Here is a 15820-nt window from a genome sequence, read left to right on the forward strand (position 1 = left end):
GGGCCATGGCGACGATCGAAGTGGACGGAACGGCGGTCGGCTACGACGAAGCGGGCGAGGGACCCGCGGTGGTCCTGCTGCACGCGGCGATCGGCGACCGCCGGATGTGGGACGCGCAGTTCACCGCGCTCGCCGCCACCCACCGGGTGATCCGCTACGACCGCCGCGGCTTCGGCGAAACCGCCGACGGCCCCGGCGAGTACGCCCACTACGAGGACCTGCTGGCCCTGCTCGATGCCCGGGGGATCGAGCAGGCCGCGCTGGTCGGGGCGTCGATGGGCGGGGCGTGCGCGCTGGACGCCGCCCTCGCCGCACCGGAGCGGATCACCCGGCTCGTGCTGCTCGGTTCGGGCCTCACCGGCCACACCTGGCCGGACCACATGCAGGCGGACATCGCCCGGCTGGCCGCGGAAGCGGTCCCCGCCGGGCGGCTCGACCAGTACGCCGCCCGGGAGGCCGAGGTCGACCCGGCGGACGTGCGGGCCATGGCCGACGCGAACATCCGCTACCTGGTCGCGGGCCCGGAGCGGGACGTCTCGGTGCTGCCGCCGGACATGGTCGCGCTGGTGCGGGAGATGTGCGAGCAGGTGTACCGCCACGACTGGACGGCTCCACAGTGGACGGAGCGGATCCCGGACACCCGGCACCGGCTGGCCGAGATCACGACACCGGCCTCGGTGGTGATCGGCACCGCGGACGCGCCGGGGCTGGTGGAGCTGTCCGCCCACCTGGCGAAGTCGTTGCCGAACGCGGAGCTCGTCGAGCTCGCCGACACCGGGCACCTGCCGTCGATGGAACGCCCGGAAGAGGTGAACGCCTTGCTGCGCAGGGTGCTCTAGCCCGGAGCGGACGACACGCGTGTCGTCCGCTCCGGTTCAGGCGAAGATCTTCTGCACCTGGTCCGAAATCTTCGCCACCAGCTCGGAGAACTGCGCCAGCCCGCCCAGCAGGCCCTTCACCTTCTCCCACCGGCTGCGCACGACGGCGGGCTCGGCCGGGTCGCCCTCGCGCAGGTCCGTCGCCAGGTCGGTCAGCGTGTCCTCGAGGACCTCCTGCTTCGCGAGCTCCTTGCCGCGCACCTCGGCTGTCAGGCGCTCGACCAGCTGGAGCAGCGAAGCCACCGTCGCGTCGGCGCCGCCGCCCTCGATGCCCGTCTGGGTGATGCGGCCCGAGTTGTCGCCGCCGATGCTGACCTTGTTCGTGATGCGGTGTCCCATCAGGCCTCCGTCCTGGCCAGGCGGCCGGGTGTCGTGGGCGGGCGCGAGCGCGGGCCGCGCTGCCCGGTCTGGGTGATCGGGGCCCGGTTGTCGCCGCCGATGGTGATGTCGTTGTTGATGACGACCGCCGCCTGCTCCTCGAACTTCGCCGTCGAGAAGCCGGCGTCGCCGAGGAGCTTGCCGATCGCCGGCAGGAGCCGGCTTTCGATGATCTTCTCGTACCGTTCGATGTCGACGAGCTGGAAGTAGTCGGTGAACAGGTTCACCGACGCGAGTTCGCGCAGGGTGTTGCCGGCGCCGTAGCGGTCCGGGTCGAGGACACCGGGCTCGCGCTTCGGCTGCCGGATCCACGACGCGAGGTTCACGATCCGGCCCGGCAGGCTCGCCGGCAGCTCCAGCCACGCCAGCAGCCCCTGGCCGAACGGGCGCAGCGAATCCGGCCGCATCTTGTCCACGACGCGGTAGTCGGCGCGGATCGGCGGCAGCATGAACGGCGTCCACTCGACGTACAGCGTCGTGTCGTCCACCGCCACGTGCAGGAACGTCGTGAGCACCAGGTCCCGGTCCCAGGTCTCCACCTGGAAGCACAGGTAGTACCGCGCCCACTCCTTCGGCTCGGTCCGCAGCCGCTCGACGTCGGCCGCGGTCAGCCGGGTGTGCGGCGGGTACTCGATGTCCGGCAGGTACGCCGCGGCTTCCGGCTCGGCCAGGTGGTCGATCAGCTCGGCGGCCGGGGTGAACACGGCCTCGGTCACCGTCAGCCCGCCCAGCCGGTGGTCCGGCGACAGCGCGCTCGCGTGACGCAGGTTCCCGATCGCCTCGCGGATCCCTTCGTACAACGTCTCGGTCGTCAGCTCCGGCCGCGTCGCCGGGTCGGTCTCGTCGTCTTCGAGGCGCTCCAGCGGGATCGCCATCGACCAGGCGTCCCGCCGGAATCCGGCGCCCACGAACGGGTTGTAGCCGCGGTACACCACCAGCGGCGCGCCCGGCTTCCCGGTGATCTCGGCTTCCCGCTGGTAGCGGGCGAGCTGCTCGCGGAAGTCCTCGGTGAACAGCCCGGTGAGGCTGCCGCCGTGGGACGTCGGCGGGGCAAGGCGCTTGAAGCGTGTCGTCAGCAGGTTCCACAGGGACCAGCGCTCGATCGTCACCAGCACGAGCACGACGACCGCGAGCACGATGCCGATGACGAACCGGGCGGTCTCCCCACCCGAGGCCCCGTCGTAGTAGTAGTAGTCGTCGTAGTAGCCCGAGGAGTACCGGCTCCCGGAGCCGAAGATCTCGTCCGAGTAGCTCAGCAGCAGCGTGGCGACGAGGACGGCGACGCCGAGCACGGCGATCGTCTTCGGGCTGAACGACCGCCCCGACGCGTACGCGTTCTTCCCCGCCCGCGCGACCACGAGCACGACCGACAGCACGATCCAGCCGTAGAGCAGCGGGTTGTCCCACGACAGCCCGATGACGACGGCCATGAGCAGCACCAGCAGCCCGTCGTAGTTCTTCCGGCGCGCCCGCGCCCGCACCGCCTCCGTGAGCACGCGGCCCGCGTCGAGGCCCGGCGACGGCGGGACCGGCCGGGTGGGCTCGACGAGGAACTCGGTGATCGCCCGCGTGCTGTAGCCGGGGTCGAGGTAGGAGGCCGCGCACAGGTAGCGCGTGGTGTCGTCGGCCGGGCCTGGGGACATGCTGCTCCCTCGGGGAAGGTGCGGTCAGGGGGTCGAGCCGTCGAGCACCCGCTGGGCCAGCGCGGCGGTCTCCGGCCAGCTCGATTCGGGTCCGTGCAGGTAGACGTAGTACTCGAGCCCGCCGCTGCGCCAGTAGACGGCGCGGACGTGGCGCCGGCCTTCGGGCGCGTCCCAGGCGAACTCCCAGTCGACGGCCTCGTGACCGCGCACGGTCACCGGCTCCAGGCCGTACCGCACGTAGCCGGCGCGGCGGGCGATCTGCCGCTCGTAGCGCTCGTGGAAGGTCAGGATGTCCGAGCCGTCCGACGGTGGTGCGCCGCCGAACTTCACGATTCGCCGAGGGTCCGCAGGATCGGTCGCCTGGACGCTGCCCGGTTCCGGCAGGGTCTTCGTGGGCCAGCCGCGCGGCAGGACGGTCTCGAGTCCCGCCGGTCCGCTCACCCGCTCCAGTAACGCTTCCCCGCTCGACGGCGTCTCGGAGGTCGCCGGAGCCGGCGCGGCCGGCGGAAGGGTCGTGGTGGTGGCGGTGGTTCCCAGTGCGAGGCCGGGTTCGCTCGGTGGCCCCGGTTCCGCCGCGGGGTTCAGCACCGTCCAGGCGGTGCCCACGAGGGCGCAGCCGACGAGGTTCGCCGCGAAGACGACGGTCGCCAGCCGCGCGGAACCGAGCCGGACCACCATTTCCGCCTCCCCGTTTCGGACGCCGCTCCCCCTCGGCAATTTGCAGACCGTAGCATGCACCCGCGGAAAGCGGGACGGCAATATCGGGAGTGATCTTGTTCGAAGAGGATTCACGGCGGATCGCCGAGCTGGAACGGTTGGTGACGGATGGCCGAGCCGATCCGGGAACCCGGCGGGAATTGGCGGCCACGCATTATCGGCGCGCCGTCGAAGCGTGCAGCGTGACCCGCGACGGGACGCCGGTGATCACCTCCGGCCGTCAGCGCCGGCTCTGCGCCGACGCCGGCCAGCGCGTCCTGGACCTGGCCGTCGACGACGCCGAACTCCAGCAGCAGGCCCGTTCTCTGCTGGCCGTGGTGGCCGACGGCGACCGGTGGGCGTGGCAGCCCGGACACCTCGCCGCCGCCCTGATGGCCGCCGTCGTGCTCGCCGGTTTCGGTCTGGTGTGGTGGTCGATGGCCGCAGGGAGCCTGCTTCTCGCGGCGGCTTCGGCAACGGTCAGCAGCGCACTGGCGGCCGCGGTGGTCCTGCGGTTCCGGAAACAGCGCTGGCGGCTCGAAGCGAGACGCATCGCACCACTCGTCCGGCGGCACGGTCTCTGAATTCCGGAAATACCCCGCCGTCGTCGTTCGACAATTTCTTGACGGGCGGCGAGAAGGTTACGACAACAGCGTCGCGGTGAGTTCGCCGCGGCTGCGCACGCCCACCTTGCCGAACACCGACTTCAGGTGGTCCTGCACGGTGTGCGCGGAGATGACCAGCCGCGCCGCGATGTCCGATGTGGACCTTCCGGCCAGTACCTCGCGGCAGACGTCGCGCTCGCGGGCGGTCAGGCCGTAGGCCGCGAGCAGCACGCCCAGCAGCTCGGCTGCCGACGCGCGGTCGATCGTCACGACCGTCTCGTCGTCGTCCTCGCCCGCGACCAGCCGGCCGGCGTGCAGGACGACCCAGCCGCCGCGGGCGTCCCGGACCCGGGCGCGGAACGTCCCCGTGGCCGCCGCCCGCGCGCCGGCCACCACCGCGCGCAGCAGCACCGCGAACCGGCCGGGGGCGATTTCGTCCAGTTCGGACCGCCACGCCGCGGCCGCCGCGGTGGCCGTCCGCGGCCGGCCGTCCGGGCCGACCACCACGATCGCCGGTTCCGCCCGCTCCCCCGCCCCGCGCGTGCGGGCCGCCACCCGCGTCGCCGCCGCCACCGCCGGGGCGACCGAGGTCAGGAACTCGACCTCGCGGTCGCTGAACTCGCCGCGCCGCACCAGGCCGGCCGCGCCCCACGAGGTGCCGTCGACGCGGAACACCACGCGCAGCTCGTGGCCGAGACCCAGCGGCCGCCAGACCTCGTTCAGCCGGCCGCTGCGCTCGACGTCGCGCCGCGGCAGGTCCGAAAGCCGGGCCGCCGGCACCGGCCGCCCGGCCAGCTCGGCGAAGGTGTGGGGCTGCGCGCCGTCGTACTCGTAGGTCGCCAGCAGCGGTTCGTACTCGCCGGGGATGCGCGCCCGGCCGCTGGTCATCGAGCTGATCACCGCCGTGTCCGGATCCAGCGAAGCCCAGCACGTGAGCTCCGCGGGGACCACGCGGTCGACCAGCTCGATGGCGGCGGCGTGCAGCTCGGCGACGCCGAGGCCCGCCGTCGCGAGCGCGGCGACCTCCCGCCGCACTCCCTGCGCCCGGCCGTCCCACATGGACGCAGTATGCGCCGCGCCGCGGCGCCGGGGTATCCCACATTTCCGGGATGGTCCCCCCGCTCGCCGGGTTCCTAACGTCGGCGGCATGACCCACTTCAGCGCACCGGGCGAAGGCCCGGAACTCGATTCGAAGGACGCCAGGATCACCGTCAAGGTCGGCGCCGAGCACACCGGCGGGGCCTACGAGCTGTTCGAGGTCGACGCGCCCCGCGGGCCGTCGGTCCCGCCGCACACCGAGCCCTGGGCGAAGAGCTTCTACGTGCTGCACGGCCGCATCTCGGTCTACGTCGATGGCGAACTCCACGACCTCGGCCCCGGCGCGTCGATCAGCATCCCGGCGGGCACACCGAACACCTTCACCGTGCACACCCCGTCGGCGCAGTTCCTCGCGGTGAGCATGACCGGCGGCATGGGCGCGTTCTTCCACGACGTCGACCGGGCTTCGCCGGAGCAGATCCCGCAGGTCGCCGGCCGGCACGGCATCGCGCTGGCGGAGTCGTGAACGCCGTCGTCCAGGTCTTCGCCGGGATCGCGGCGCTGGTGCACCTGCTCGCGTTCACGTGGGAGGTCGTGCTGTTCGAACGGCCGGGCGTGCACCGGGACCTCTTCCGCATCCCGACCGAGAACCTGCCCGCCACCCGGCTGTGGTCGTTCAACGTCGGGTTCTACAACCTGTTCCTCGCCGCCGGGCCGGTCACCGGGCTGGTCCTGCTGCACACCGGGCACGCCGACGCCGGACGCGCCTTGGTGGTCTACTGCTGCGGGTTCATGGCGCTGGCGGGGATCGCGCTCGGCGTGTCCGACCTGCTCGCGCTCAGCCGCCCGCGCGGCGCGGGCCGCGGCGGCGCGCTCGCGCAGACGATCCCCCCGGTCGTCGCCCTGGTCGCGGCCGCCTTCTAGCCGTCGAGGCGGCTCACCACCTGCTCGCTCCAGGCGCCGATGTTCGCGGCCTGCTCGGGCGTGAGCCGGTCGAGGACGAGCCGGCGGATGTTGTCCCCGTGCGCCCGCGTGGCGCTCGCCGCGACGCGACGGCCTTCGCCGGTCAGCTCGATCCCGGTGCGCCGGCCGGTGGCGCCGTCCTCGATCCGCGCCACCAGTCCGCGGTTCTCCATGCGCGTCAGCAGGTGCGCGACGCGGCTCTTCTCCCAGTCGAGCGCGTCGGCGAGCTCGCCGACGCGCATCGGCCGGTCCAGCGTCATCAGCACGCTGAACTCGGCCTTCGAGATGCCGCAGTCGCGCTGCAGCCCGCGGTCGAGCTCCCGGACGACCAGCCGGTGCGCGCGCATCCAGGTGTCCCAGAACGCCCAGTCCCCGGGGCTCATCTCCGCCATGGGCGCCAGCATACCGAGGAGTTGACGCATCAACTCGTCGATCCCTAGAGTTGATGCGTCAATTCTAGGGAAGGAGCGCTCATGAAGACGCTGCTGCGCGGCGGCACGGTGATCAGCATGGACCCGGCCGTCGGCGATCTGGCGCGCGGTGACGTGCTCATCGAGGACGGCCGGATCGCCGCGGTCGCCCCCGCGATCGACGGCGCCGACGCCGAGCTCGTCGACGCCACCGGCAAGCTCGTGCTGCCCGGGTTCGTGGACACCCACCGGCACACCTGGCAGACGGCGTTCCGCGGCCTCGGCGCCGACTGGACGTTCGCCCAGTACCGCGTCGCCGTGCACGGCACGCTCAAGCCGCATTACCGGCCGGAAGACGTCTACCTGGGCAACCTCCTCGGCCGGATCGAGGCGCTGAACTCCGGCGTGACGACCCTGCTCGACTGGTTCCACTGCGCCGACCGGCCGGAGAACGCCGACGCCGCGATCCAGGCGCTGCACGACGCGCCCGGCCATTCGATCTTCTGCTACGGCGCCGACGGGCCGGACATCGCGCCGGAGATCCGGCGGGTGCGAGCCGGACTGGCGGACGACGAAATGGTGCTGGGCCTGCGCGGCCCTGTGCTGTCCACAATGGACGATACGGCCGCGGATGTCGCGCTGGCCCGGGAACTCGGGCTCCGGGTGAGCGTGCACGTCCACGGCACCGGGGGCTGGCCGCACGGCGACCGGCCGATCGCCGGGATGCGGGAGCGCGGCCTGCTCGACGACCGCACGACCGTCGTGCACGGCAACGGCCTTTCCGACGACCAGCTGGTGATGCTGGCCGACGCGGGCGGCTCGGTGTCGGTCAGCCCGGACGTCGAGCTGAAGATGGGTTTCGAGCCGCCCGTGACCGGCCGGGCGCTGGCCGCCGGGCTGCGCCCGTCGTTGTCGGTCGACGACTGCCCGTCCGCCGGCGGCGACCTGTTCTCCGCCATGCGCACCGCGTTGGCCGCCGAGCGCGGCGCCGTCACGGCTCGGGACGTCCTCGCGTTCGCCACTGTGGACGGTGGGCGGACCTGCGGGCGCCCTACCGGCAGCATCACCGCCGGCCAGGACGCCGACCTGATCCTGCTCGACGCCGAGGATCCCTCGGTCTTCCCCGTCGGCGACGCCGTCGGCACGATCGTCACCGCCGGTCATCCCGGCCTGGTGGACAGCGTCTTCGTCGCCGGGAAAGCGGTCAAGCGCGACGGACGGCTGCTCGGCGTCGACCTGCCCGCGCTGCGGGCCCGCCTGCTCGAGTCACGCGACCGGGTGGCCGCGGCCGCCGGGATCGCCGTCGACGGGTCGTGGGCGCCTCAGGAAGCCGACGTCACGCGGTAGACGTCGTAGACGCCTTCCACGCCGCGGACCACCTTGAGGACGTGGCCGAGGTGCTTCGGGTCGCCCATCTCGAACGAGAAGCGGCTGACCGCGACGCGGTCGCGGGACGTCGTCACCGAGGCCGACAGGATGTTGACCTTCTCGTCGGCCAGCACCTTCGTCACGTCCGAGAGCAGCCGGTGCCGGTCGAGGGCTTCGACCTGGATGGCGACCAGGAACACCGACGACGCCGACGGCGCCCACTCGACCTCGACCAGCCGTTCGGGCTGGGACTGCAGGTCGCCGGCGTTCGTGCAGTCGGTCCGGTGCACCGAAACGCCGCCGCCGCGGGTGACGAAGCCGAGGATCTCGTCGCCCGGCACCGGGGTGCAGCAGCGGGCGAGCTTCGCCCAGACGTCGCTGGCGCCCTTGACGACCACGCCGACGTCGTTGGAGCCGCGGCGCCGGGTCACCGTCGACGGCGTCGCCCGCTCGGCGAGCTCCTCCTCCGCCGCGTCGACCCCGCCGATCAGCGCGACGAGCCGCTGCACGACGTGCTTCGCGCTGGTGTGGCCCTCCCCGACCGCCGCGTACAGCGACGAGATGTCGGCGTGGCGCAGCTCGGTGGCCACCGCGCCCATCGACTCCGCGGAGACGAGCCGCTGGATCGGCAGGCCGACCTTGCGGATCTCCTTGGTGATGGCTTCCTTGCCGCCTTCGATCGCCTCGTCGCGGCGTTCCTTGGCGAACCACTGCCGGATCTTGGCGCGGGCCTTCGGCGAACCGGCGAACTGCAGCCAGTCGCGGCTGGGGCCCGCGGTCTCCGCCTTCGAGGTGAAGATCTCGACGACTTCGCCGTTCTCCAGCTTGCGTTCCAGCGCGACCAGGCGGCCGTTGACGCGGGCGCCGATGCAGCGGTGCCCGACCTCGGTGTGCACGGCGTAGGCGAAGTCGACCGGCGTCGACTCCACCGGCAGCGTGATCACGTCGCCCTTCGGCGTGAACACGAAGATCTCGCGCGCGGCCAGCTCGTAGCGCAGCGACTCGAGGAAGTCACCCGGGTCCGCCGCCTCGCGCTGCCAGTCGAGGAGCTGGCGCATCCACGCCATTTCGTCGACGTCCACGGCGTTGCCGGTGTGCGTGCCCTTGGTTTCCTTGTAGCGCCAGTGCGCGGCGATGCCGTACTCGGCGGTGCGGTGCATCTCGTAGGTGCGGATCTGCACCTCGAGGGGCTTGCCGTCCGGGCCGATCACCGTGGTGTGCAACGACTGGTAGACGCCGAACCGCGGCTGCGCGATGTAGTCCTTGAACCGGCCGGGGACCGGCTGCCACAGCGCGTGGACGACACCCATCGCCGCGTAGCAGTCGCGGACGTCCTCGACCAGGATCCGCACGCCGACCAGGTCGTGGATGTCGTCCAGGTCGCGGCCGCGGACGATCATCTTCTGGTGGATCGAGTAGTAGTGCTTCGGCCGGCCCTCGACCTTCGCGGTGATCCGCGACGAGACGAGGTTGCTGGTCAGGTCGGTGATGACCGACCGCAGGTAGATGTCGCGCGAGGGCGCGCGGTCGGCGACCAGGCGCACTATCTCGTCGTACTTCTTCGGCTGCAGGATGGCGAACGCGAGGTCCTCCAGCTCCCACTTCACCGTGGCCATGCCGAGCCGGTGGGCGAGCGGAGCGAGGACTTCGAGCGTTTCGCGGGCCTTGCGGGCCTGCTTCTCGGGCGGCAGGAAGCGCATGGTGCGCATGTTGTGCAGCCGGTCGGCGAGCTTGATGACCAGCACGCGCGGGTCCTTGGCCATCGCGATGACCATCTTGCGGATGGTCTCGGCCTCGGCGGAGGTGCCGAGCTTGACCTTGTCGAGCTTCGTGACGCCGTCGACCAGCTCGGCGACCTTCTCGCCGAAGTCGGCCTTCAGGCTCTCGACCGCGTAGCCGGTGTCCTCGACCGTGTCGTGCAGCAGCGCCGCGACCAGGGTCGTGGTGTCCATGCCCAGCTCGGCGAGGATGGTGGCGACGGCCAGCGGGTGGGTGATGTAGGGGTCGCCGGACTTGCGCCGCTGGTTCCGGTGCAGCTCTTCGGCGACGTCGTAGGCGCGCTGCAGCAGCCCGAGGTCGGCGTTCGGGTGGAGCTCGCGGTGGATGACGGCCAGTGGCTCGAGGACCTGCTTGACCGGGGCGGCGCGCTGCGCGGTGATCCGCCGGGCGAGGCGCGCCCGGACCCGCCGGGTCGCGGACGGGTTCGGCGCCGCGCCGTTCGGCTTCGGCGGCGCGGACGGTGCCGCCGCCTGCCCGTTCTGCTGGGCGCCCTCTTTCGCGGGCACCGCGGCGTCGAGCTCCTGGCTCACCCGCACCTCCTGCTGCTCGTGCGGCCTTCGGACCACCAGGGTAGCCGCTGCGCCTCACAGCCCTCTCGGGTGCGCCCGTTCAGGGGGATGCCGGAGCCCGGACCAGCCGGAACCCGCGTGTCGGGTTCAGCCGACCTCGAGGGCGTGGACCCGCCGGTTCCCGAGGACTGCGCGGCCGCCCAAGGCGGCCAGCTCCACCACCACCGACACGCTGTCCACGACCGCACCGGCGTCCTCCAGCAGCTTGGCCGTCGCCGCGACCGTGCCGCCCGTGGCCAGGACGTCGTCGAGGATCGCGATCCGCTGGCCGGGCCGGACGATCCCCTCCGGGATCTCCACGCTCGCCGTGCCGTATTCGAGGGCGTAGTCCACCCGGCCCGCCACGCGGGGCAGCTTGCCGGGCTTGCGGACCAGCACCACGCCGAGGCCGCGGGCGTACCCGACGGCCGCGGCGAGCAGGAACCCGCGGGCCTCCACACCGGCGAGCGCCTCGACGCCGGGGCCGAGCGTGTCCGCCAGCGCGTCGGCGACCGCCTTGAACGCGGGCGCGTCGGCGAACAGCGGGCTCAGGTCGCGGAACAGCACGCCGGGCTCGGGGAAGTCCGGCACCTCGGCGATCAGGCCGAGGGCCTTTTCGAGCTCCATCAATCCTCGCGATTCTGCGTACGTGCTTCGGCGGAGGTGCGCCCCACCGGGGCACACCTCCGCGAAGGGGTCAGCGCTTGCGCTTGCCCGCCGGGCGCTGCTTCTGGATCCGGGCCGGCACGCTGGCCGCGGCCGCGTACGCCTTCTCCTTGCGCAGCTCCGCCGCCAGGGCGTCGTCGTCGGAGGCGTCGAAGTCCTCGCCCGCCGCCTTGCGCTCCTGGTTGGCCCGGCGCTGCCGGACCCGCTCGGCCTGCTGCTTGTACTTCGGGTCGCGCATCTTGAAGTCGACCAGCAGCGGCGTTGCCAGCGCGACCGACGACAGCACGCCGACCAGGGTGCCGGTCAGCTGCACCAGCGCCAGGTCCTGCAGCGTGCCCGAGCCGAGCAGCACGTACCCGACGACCAGCAGGCCCAGGATCGGCAGCAGCGCGATGAACGCCGTGTTGAACGACCGCATCAGCGTCTGGTTCAGCGCGAGGTTCGCGGCCTCGGCGTACGTGCGGCGGGTCAGCCCGAGCAGGCCGCGCGTGTTCTCGCGGACCTTGTCGAACACCACCACCGTGTCGTACAGCGAGAACCCGAGGATGGTCAGCAGGCCGATCACGGTCGCCGGGGTCACCTCGAAGCCGACCAGCGAGTACACGCCCGCGGTCACCAGGATGTCGTGCAGCAGCGAGACCAGCGCGGCCACGGCCATCCGGGCGTCGAAGTAGATCGCCAGGAAGATGACCACCGCGACGAGGAACACCGCGAGCGCGATCAGGGCCTTCTGGGAGATCTCGCCACCCCAGGACGCGCTCACCGCGCTGTCACTGATGGCCTGGACGCTGGGCTGGCCGTTGGTGCCCTTGGGCCCCAGGTCCTGGAACAGGACCTGCTTGACCTTGGCGACGTCGGCCGCGTTCAGCGCTTCGGTGCGGATCTGGATGGTCGACGCGTTGCCCGTGCCGACCTTCTGCGTCTCGGCGGCCGGGTGGCCGAGGGCCTTCTGGAACGCCTCCTTGGCCTGGTCCTCGGTGATCACGCCGTGGACGCCGGCGGCCGGCATCTGGATCTGCGTGCCACCCTCGAACTCGATGCCCAGGTTGAAGCCGCGGAAGATCATCGACAGGAGGCACACCAGCACCAGCGCGCCGAAGAAGGCGTACCAGCGCTTGCGCTTGCCGACGACGTCGAACGCGCCCGTGCCGACGTAGAGCCGGTGGAAGACGCTTTCCTTCTTGCCGGGCTTCGCCGCGACCTTGGCGTTGCCTTCGGCGTCCGTGCCCAGTTCTTCGACCCCCACGTCAGGCCTCCTTCACGTTCGCGCGGCCGACCGAGGTCGACTTCTTCCGCTGCGAACCCAGTTGCTGCACGGCGCCGAGGCCCAGGTGCCTCGGATTGGACAGGAACGCGTTCTTCGACGTGGACACCATGGCCACCAGCGGGTGCGTCACCAGGTACACGACCACCAGGTCGAGCACCGTGGACATGCCGAGGGTGAACGCGAAGCCCTGGACGTCACCGACCGCGATGACGTACAGGATGGCCGCGGCCAGGAAGCTCACCGCGTCCGAAGCCAGGATGGTGCGCCGGGCGCGGGTCCAGCCGCGTGGCACCGCGGACCGGAACGTCCGGCCCTCCCGGATTTCGTCCTTGAGCCGTTCGAAGTAGATGACGAACGAGTCCGCCGTGATGCCGATGGCGATGATCAGGCCGGCGATGCCCGCGAGGTCCAGCGTGTAGCCGATCCAGCGGCCGAGCAGCACCAGCACCGCGAACACCAGTGCCCCGGACAGCGCCAGCGACAGGATGGTGAGCACGCCGAGCAGCCGGTAGTAGAACAGGCAGTAGACGAACACGACCAGCAGGCCGATGCCGCCGGCGATCAGGCCGGCCTGCAGCGACGCCAGGCCGAGGGTGGCCGACACCGTGGTCGCGTCCGAAGACGCGAACGACAGCGGCAGCGAGCCGTACTTGAGGATGTCCGAGAGGTCCTTCGCCTCGGCCTGGGTGAACTTGCCGGTGATCTGGGTGTTGCCGTCGAGGATGGCCACCTGGATGTTCGGCGCGGACACGACCTGCGTGTCGAGGACGAACGCGGCCTGCTGGCCGGTGTTCTTCGACGTGAAGTCGGCCCAGGTCTTGGTGCCCTCGCTCTTGAAGCTGAGGTTCACCACCCACTGGCCGCGCTGCTGGTCGTAGCCCGAGGTCGAGTCGGCGATCTCGGTGCCCGGCAGGAACTCCGGCTCCAGCAGGTACTTGTACGTGTCGTGGTCACCGCAGGCGACCAGCGGCAGCTTCGGGTCGTCGTTGCCCTCGAGGGGGTCCTTGGCGTTGGGCGCGCAGGTGAGCGACGCCATCGCCTGCGCGACGAGCTCCTGGTTGGGGTTGCCGTCCGCGCCGATCAGCTGCGGGTTCTGCCGGACCGCCTTCGCGGCCTGGATCTCCTTCGCGGTCTCCGCGTCGACCGAACCGTCCGAAGGCGCCGGCGCCGGGTTCGACGACGGCGGCGGCGTGGTGCTGCTGCTCGGCGCGGCCGGGGTCGTGCTCTGCTGCTGCGCGGGCGCGGCGGCGGGGGCCCCGCCACCACCGGCGGCCGGGCTCGACGGCGGCGCGCTGGAGCTGGCCGGCGGAGCCGAGCTGCTCGGGGCGCCCGAGGTCGGCGGGGTCGACGTCTGCGGCGGGGTGGACGTCTGCGGCGGCACGACCGGCTGCGTCGCGTTGGCGACGACCTTCCGGAAGCCCAGCTTCGCGGTCTTGCCCAGGTTCTTCGCCTGGTCGCCCTGCTCACCGGGGACGGTGATGACGACGTTGTTGCCGTCGAGGAGGACCTCGGTGCCGCTGACGCCGATCCCGTTGACGCGGCGCTCGATGATCTGGCGCGCCTGGTTCAGGGACTCCCGGGTCGGCTGGCCGCCGTCGGGGGTGCGGGCGGTGAGCGTGACCCGGGTGCCGCCCTGCAGGTCGATGCCCAGCTTCGGGGTCGGCTTGTGGTTGCCGGTGAGGAACACCAGCGCGTACAGCACGATCACGATCAGGGCGAACAGGGCGAGATAGCGTCCCGGGCGGAGATGCCCGGCCGATGCTGCCACGGTGCTTCGGTCTCCTCGGACTGGGTGGACCCCAAAGTTGCGGTGCCCGCCCGGAGGGTTACCGGGCCGGGACTGTGTGCGATTCACTCCCGGGCACGGGTATGACGGCGGACACGCACGCAGCACCGAGACACTACTCGGTGCTGCGTGAGCCCGGCGTTCGAGGCCCTACCGACTTTCGTCGGGATTCCCGCCCTGCCCAGGGGTGCCGCGCGGGGCTTACTTCTTGCCGTGCTCCAGCGGCGGCGCCACCTGCGCGGTGGTCTGCGGCTCGTCGTCCTTGACGACCGGCTCGGCGATCGTCTCCTCGGCGGGGGCTTCCGCCTCGTCGACGACGTCCTCTTCGGTCTCGACGACCGGCTCGACCTTCTCGCGGACCGCGAGGCGCAGCCAGGTGGTGACGACGCCGGGCGCGATCTCGATGTCGATCGTGTTGTCACCCGAGGCGTCGGCGACGGTGCCGTAGAGACCCGAAGTGGTCATCACGCGGTCACCGGGCGCCAGGCTGCTCTGCAGTTCCTGTTGCGCCGCCTGCTGCTTCTTCTGCTTGCGCGTGCTCATCACCAGCGGCACGGCCAGGACGAGCACCAGCAGCAGGGGCAGCAATAGACTTTGCATGATTCTCCGTTCGACGGACACCCAGGCCCATGCCGAAATGTCCGGTTTTTGGGTATGTGCTCTTGTCGAGTGTGCCAGGTACCGGCGCAAACGCCAGCACCACCCCCGCCGGTACCGGTCGCTCAGTCCTGCTCGAAGAGCGACGGCCCGCCCTGGTCGGAGCGCCCCGGAAGGTCGGCGGGCGGCACCATGCCGAGGTGTTCCCACGCGGTCGCGGTGGCGACGCGGCCACGGGGGGTGCGGGCGAGCATACCGGCGCGGACGAGGTAGGGCTCACACACCTCTTCCACGGTGGTCGCCTCCTCCCCCACGGCGACCGCCAGGGTCGAGATGCCGACCGGCCCGCCGCCGAAGGACCTGGTCAGCGCGGTGAGCACGGCCCGGTCGAGCCGGTCCAGGCCCAGCTCGTCGACGTCGTAGACGGCCAGCGCGGCACGGGCGACGTCGCGGGTCACCTTGCCGTCGGCGCGGACCTCGGCGTAGTCGCGGACGCGCCGCAGCAGCCGGTTCGCGATCCGGGGCGTGCCCCGGGAGCGGCCGGCGATCTCCGCGCAGCCGTCGCGGTCGATCGGGATGTCGAGGATGGTCGCCGCCCGGCGGACGACCAGTTCCAGCTCGGCGTCGGTGTAGAACTCCATCTGGCCGGTGAAGCCGAACCGGTCGCGCAGCGGCCCGGTCAGCGAGCCCGAGCGCGTGGTGGCCCCGACCAGCGTGAACGGCGCGATCTCCAGCGGGATGCTGGTGGCGCCCGGGCCCTTGCCGACGACGACGTCGACCCGGAAGTCCTCCATCGCCAGGTAGAGCATCTCCTCGGCGGGGCGGGCGATCCGGTGGATCTCGTCGATGAACAGGACGTCGCCGGGCGCGAGGTTGGACAGCATCGCGGCGAGGTCGCCCGCGCGTTCCAGCGCCGGGCCGGAGGTGATCCGGATGGCCGCGCCCAGCTCGGCCGCGACGATCATCGCCATCGACGTCTTGCCCAGCCCGGGCGGGCCGGACAGCAGGACGTGGTCGGGGGGCACCCCGCGGCGCCGCGCGCTCTCCAGCACCAGCTCCAGCTGCTCGCGCACGCGCGGCTGGCCGACGAACTCGTCGAGCTTGCGGGGCCGCAGCGTGCCTTCGACGTTCTCCTCGCCGGTCTGGGCCCACGCCGAGAGGGCTTCTTCCTCGTCCACCGCTTCATACTCCACGGCCG

At 71.8% G+C, this 15820-nt stretch carries 16 protein-coding genes; 5 read left to right on the forward strand and 11 right to left on the reverse strand.

The features are described from left to right. Positions 1–5: 5 nt before the first annotated feature. Complete coding sequence (locus tag ACH54P_RS07555) at positions 6–839, forward strand: alpha/beta fold hydrolase (RefSeq protein ID WP_489911617.1); 834 nt, start codon at positions 6–8, stop codon at positions 837–839. Positions 840–875: 36 nt separating this feature from the next. Here ACH54P_RS07555 and ACH54P_RS07560 read toward each other — a convergent pair whose 3' ends face one another. From ACH54P_RS07560 to ACH54P_RS07570, 3 genes are read right to left on the reverse strand one after another with little or no spacing between them, the layout of a single operon-like run. Further along, on the reverse strand, positions 876–1217 hold the full coding sequence (locus ACH54P_RS07560; RefSeq protein ID WP_489911618.1) for a hypothetical protein: 342 nt from the start codon (positions 1215–1217) through the stop codon (positions 876–878). After that, entirely contained in the window at positions 1217–2899 is a 1683-nt protein-coding gene (locus ACH54P_RS07565) for an AbeC-like domain-containing protein (protein ID WP_489911620.1), read from the reverse strand. The genes ACH54P_RS07560 and ACH54P_RS07565 overlap by 1 nt, the downstream gene beginning before the upstream one ends. 24 nt (positions 2900–2923) lie before the next feature. Further along, entirely contained in the window at positions 2924–3577 is a 654-nt protein-coding gene (locus ACH54P_RS07570) for a serine/threonine kinase C-terminal domain-containing protein (RefSeq protein ID WP_489911621.1), read from the reverse strand. 95 nt (positions 3578–3672) lie between these two features. Here ACH54P_RS07570 and ACH54P_RS07575 point away from each other — a divergent pair, with 95 nt between their 5' ends. Further along, positions 3673–4179 carry a hypothetical protein gene (locus tag ACH54P_RS07575; protein ID WP_489911622.1) on the forward strand — a complete coding sequence of 169 codons (507 nt, stop codon included), beginning with the start codon at positions 3673–3675 and terminating at the stop codon, positions 4177–4179. Positions 4180–4236: 57 nt separating this feature from the next. On the opposite strand, the gene ACH54P_RS07580 is transcribed toward ACH54P_RS07575, so the two are convergent. After that, on the reverse strand, positions 4237–5259 hold the full coding sequence (locus ACH54P_RS07580) for a helix-turn-helix transcriptional regulator (RefSeq protein ID WP_489911623.1): 1023 nt from the start codon (positions 5257–5259) through the stop codon (positions 4237–4239). Between the two features lie 88 nt (positions 5260–5347). Here ACH54P_RS07580 and ACH54P_RS07585 point away from each other — a divergent pair, with 88 nt between their 5' ends. Beyond that, complete coding sequence (locus ACH54P_RS07585; protein WP_489911624.1) at positions 5348–5764, forward strand: cupin domain-containing protein; 417 nt, start codon at positions 5348–5350, stop codon at positions 5762–5764. Then, positions 5761–6162 carry a DUF1304 domain-containing protein gene (locus ACH54P_RS07590; protein WP_489911625.1) on the forward strand — a complete coding sequence of 134 codons (402 nt, stop codon included), beginning with the start codon at positions 5761–5763 and terminating at the stop codon, positions 6160–6162. Before ACH54P_RS07585 ends, ACH54P_RS07590 begins: the two co-directional genes overlap by 4 nt. Here ACH54P_RS07590 and ACH54P_RS07595 read toward each other — a convergent pair. Beyond that, positions 6159–6593, reverse strand: coding sequence for a MarR family winged helix-turn-helix transcriptional regulator (locus ACH54P_RS07595; protein ID WP_489911626.1), 435 nt, complete (start codon positions 6591–6593; stop codon positions 6159–6161). The genes ACH54P_RS07590 and ACH54P_RS07595 overlap by 4 nt on opposite strands. A gap of 81 nt (positions 6594–6674) precedes the next feature. Here ACH54P_RS07595 and ACH54P_RS07600 point away from each other — a divergent pair, with 81 nt between their 5' ends. Beyond that, the gene (locus ACH54P_RS07600; protein ID WP_489911627.1) at positions 6675–7958 is read left to right on the forward strand and encodes an amidohydrolase family protein; all 1284 of its coding nucleotides are present in this window, start codon (positions 6675–6677) and stop codon (positions 7956–7958) included. Here the strand turns inward: ACH54P_RS07600 and ACH54P_RS07605 are convergent. The 6 genes from ACH54P_RS07605 to ruvB form a co-directional block, all read right to left on the reverse strand. After that, positions 7934–10288 carry a RelA/SpoT family protein gene (locus tag ACH54P_RS07605; RefSeq protein ID WP_489911628.1) on the reverse strand — a complete coding sequence of 785 codons (2355 nt, stop codon included), beginning with the start codon at positions 10286–10288 and terminating at the stop codon, positions 7934–7936. The genes ACH54P_RS07600 and ACH54P_RS07605 overlap by 25 nt on opposite strands. 126 nt (positions 10289–10414) lie before the next feature. After that, positions 10415–10933 (reverse strand): adenine phosphoribosyltransferase, encoded by a 519-nt coding sequence (locus ACH54P_RS07610; RefSeq protein ID WP_489911629.1) that lies wholly within the window; start codon positions 10931–10933, stop codon positions 10415–10417. A 70-nt stretch (positions 10934–11003) separates the two neighbouring features. Continuing rightward, the gene (secF, locus tag ACH54P_RS07615) at positions 11004–12218 is read right to left on the reverse strand and encodes a protein translocase subunit SecF (protein ID WP_489911630.1); all 1215 of its coding nucleotides are present in this window, start codon (positions 12216–12218) and stop codon (positions 11004–11006) included. 1 nt (position 12219) lies between these two features. Further along, positions 12220–14007 carry a protein translocase subunit SecD gene (gene secD / locus ACH54P_RS07620; RefSeq protein ID WP_489911632.1) on the reverse strand — a complete coding sequence of 596 codons (1788 nt, stop codon included), beginning with the start codon at positions 14005–14007 and terminating at the stop codon, positions 12220–12222. A 219-nt stretch (positions 14008–14226) separates the two neighbouring features. Then, positions 14227–14625, reverse strand: a complete 399-nt coding sequence (yajC, locus tag ACH54P_RS07625; protein WP_489911633.1) for a preprotein translocase subunit YajC — start codon at positions 14623–14625, stop codon at positions 14227–14229. 122 nt (positions 14626–14747) lie between these two features. Next, positions 14748–15815 carry a Holliday junction branch migration DNA helicase RuvB gene (gene ruvB, locus ACH54P_RS07630; RefSeq protein ID WP_489911634.1) on the reverse strand — a complete coding sequence of 356 codons (1068 nt, stop codon included), beginning with the start codon at positions 15813–15815 and terminating at the stop codon, positions 14748–14750. Between the last annotated feature and the right edge of the window lie 5 nt (positions 15816–15820).

It is taken from the genome of Amycolatopsis sp. N2S4-7, assembly GCF_058119595.1.

Coding starts and splice junctions, on each gene's coding strand:
- ACH54P_RS07555 (WP_489911617.1), top strand. CDS start 6: ATGGCGACGATCGAAGTGGACGGAACGGCGGTCGGCTACGACGAAGCG.
- ACH54P_RS07560 (WP_489911618.1), bottom strand. CDS start 1,217: ATGGGACACCGCATCACGAACAAGGTCAGCATCGGCGGCGACAACTCG.
- ACH54P_RS07565 (WP_489911620.1), bottom strand. CDS start 2,899: ATGTCCCCAGGCCCGGCCGACGACACCACGCGCTACCTGTGCGCGGCC.
- ACH54P_RS07570 (WP_489911621.1), bottom strand. CDS start 3,577: ATGGTGGTCCGGCTCGGTTCCGCGCGGCTGGCGACCGTCGTCTTCGCG.
- ACH54P_RS07580 (WP_489911623.1), bottom strand. CDS start 5,259: ATGTGGGACGGCCGGGCGCAGGGAGTGCGGCGGGAGGTCGCCGCGCTC.
- ACH54P_RS07585 (WP_489911624.1), top strand. CDS start 5,348: ATGACCCACTTCAGCGCACCGGGCGAAGGCCCGGAACTCGATTCGAAG.
- ACH54P_RS07595 (WP_489911626.1), bottom strand. CDS start 6,593: ATGGCGGAGATGAGCCCCGGGGACTGGGCGTTCTGGGACACCTGGATG.
- ACH54P_RS07600 (WP_489911627.1), top strand. CDS start 6,675: ATGAAGACGCTGCTGCGCGGCGGCACGGTGATCAGCATGGACCCGGCC.
- ACH54P_RS07610 (WP_489911629.1), bottom strand. CDS start 10,933: ATGGAGCTCGAAAAGGCCCTCGGCCTGATCGCCGAGGTGCCGGACTTC.
- yajC (WP_489911633.1), bottom strand. CDS start 14,625: ATGCAAAGTCTATTGCTGCCCCTGCTGCTGGTGCTCGTCCTGGCCGTG.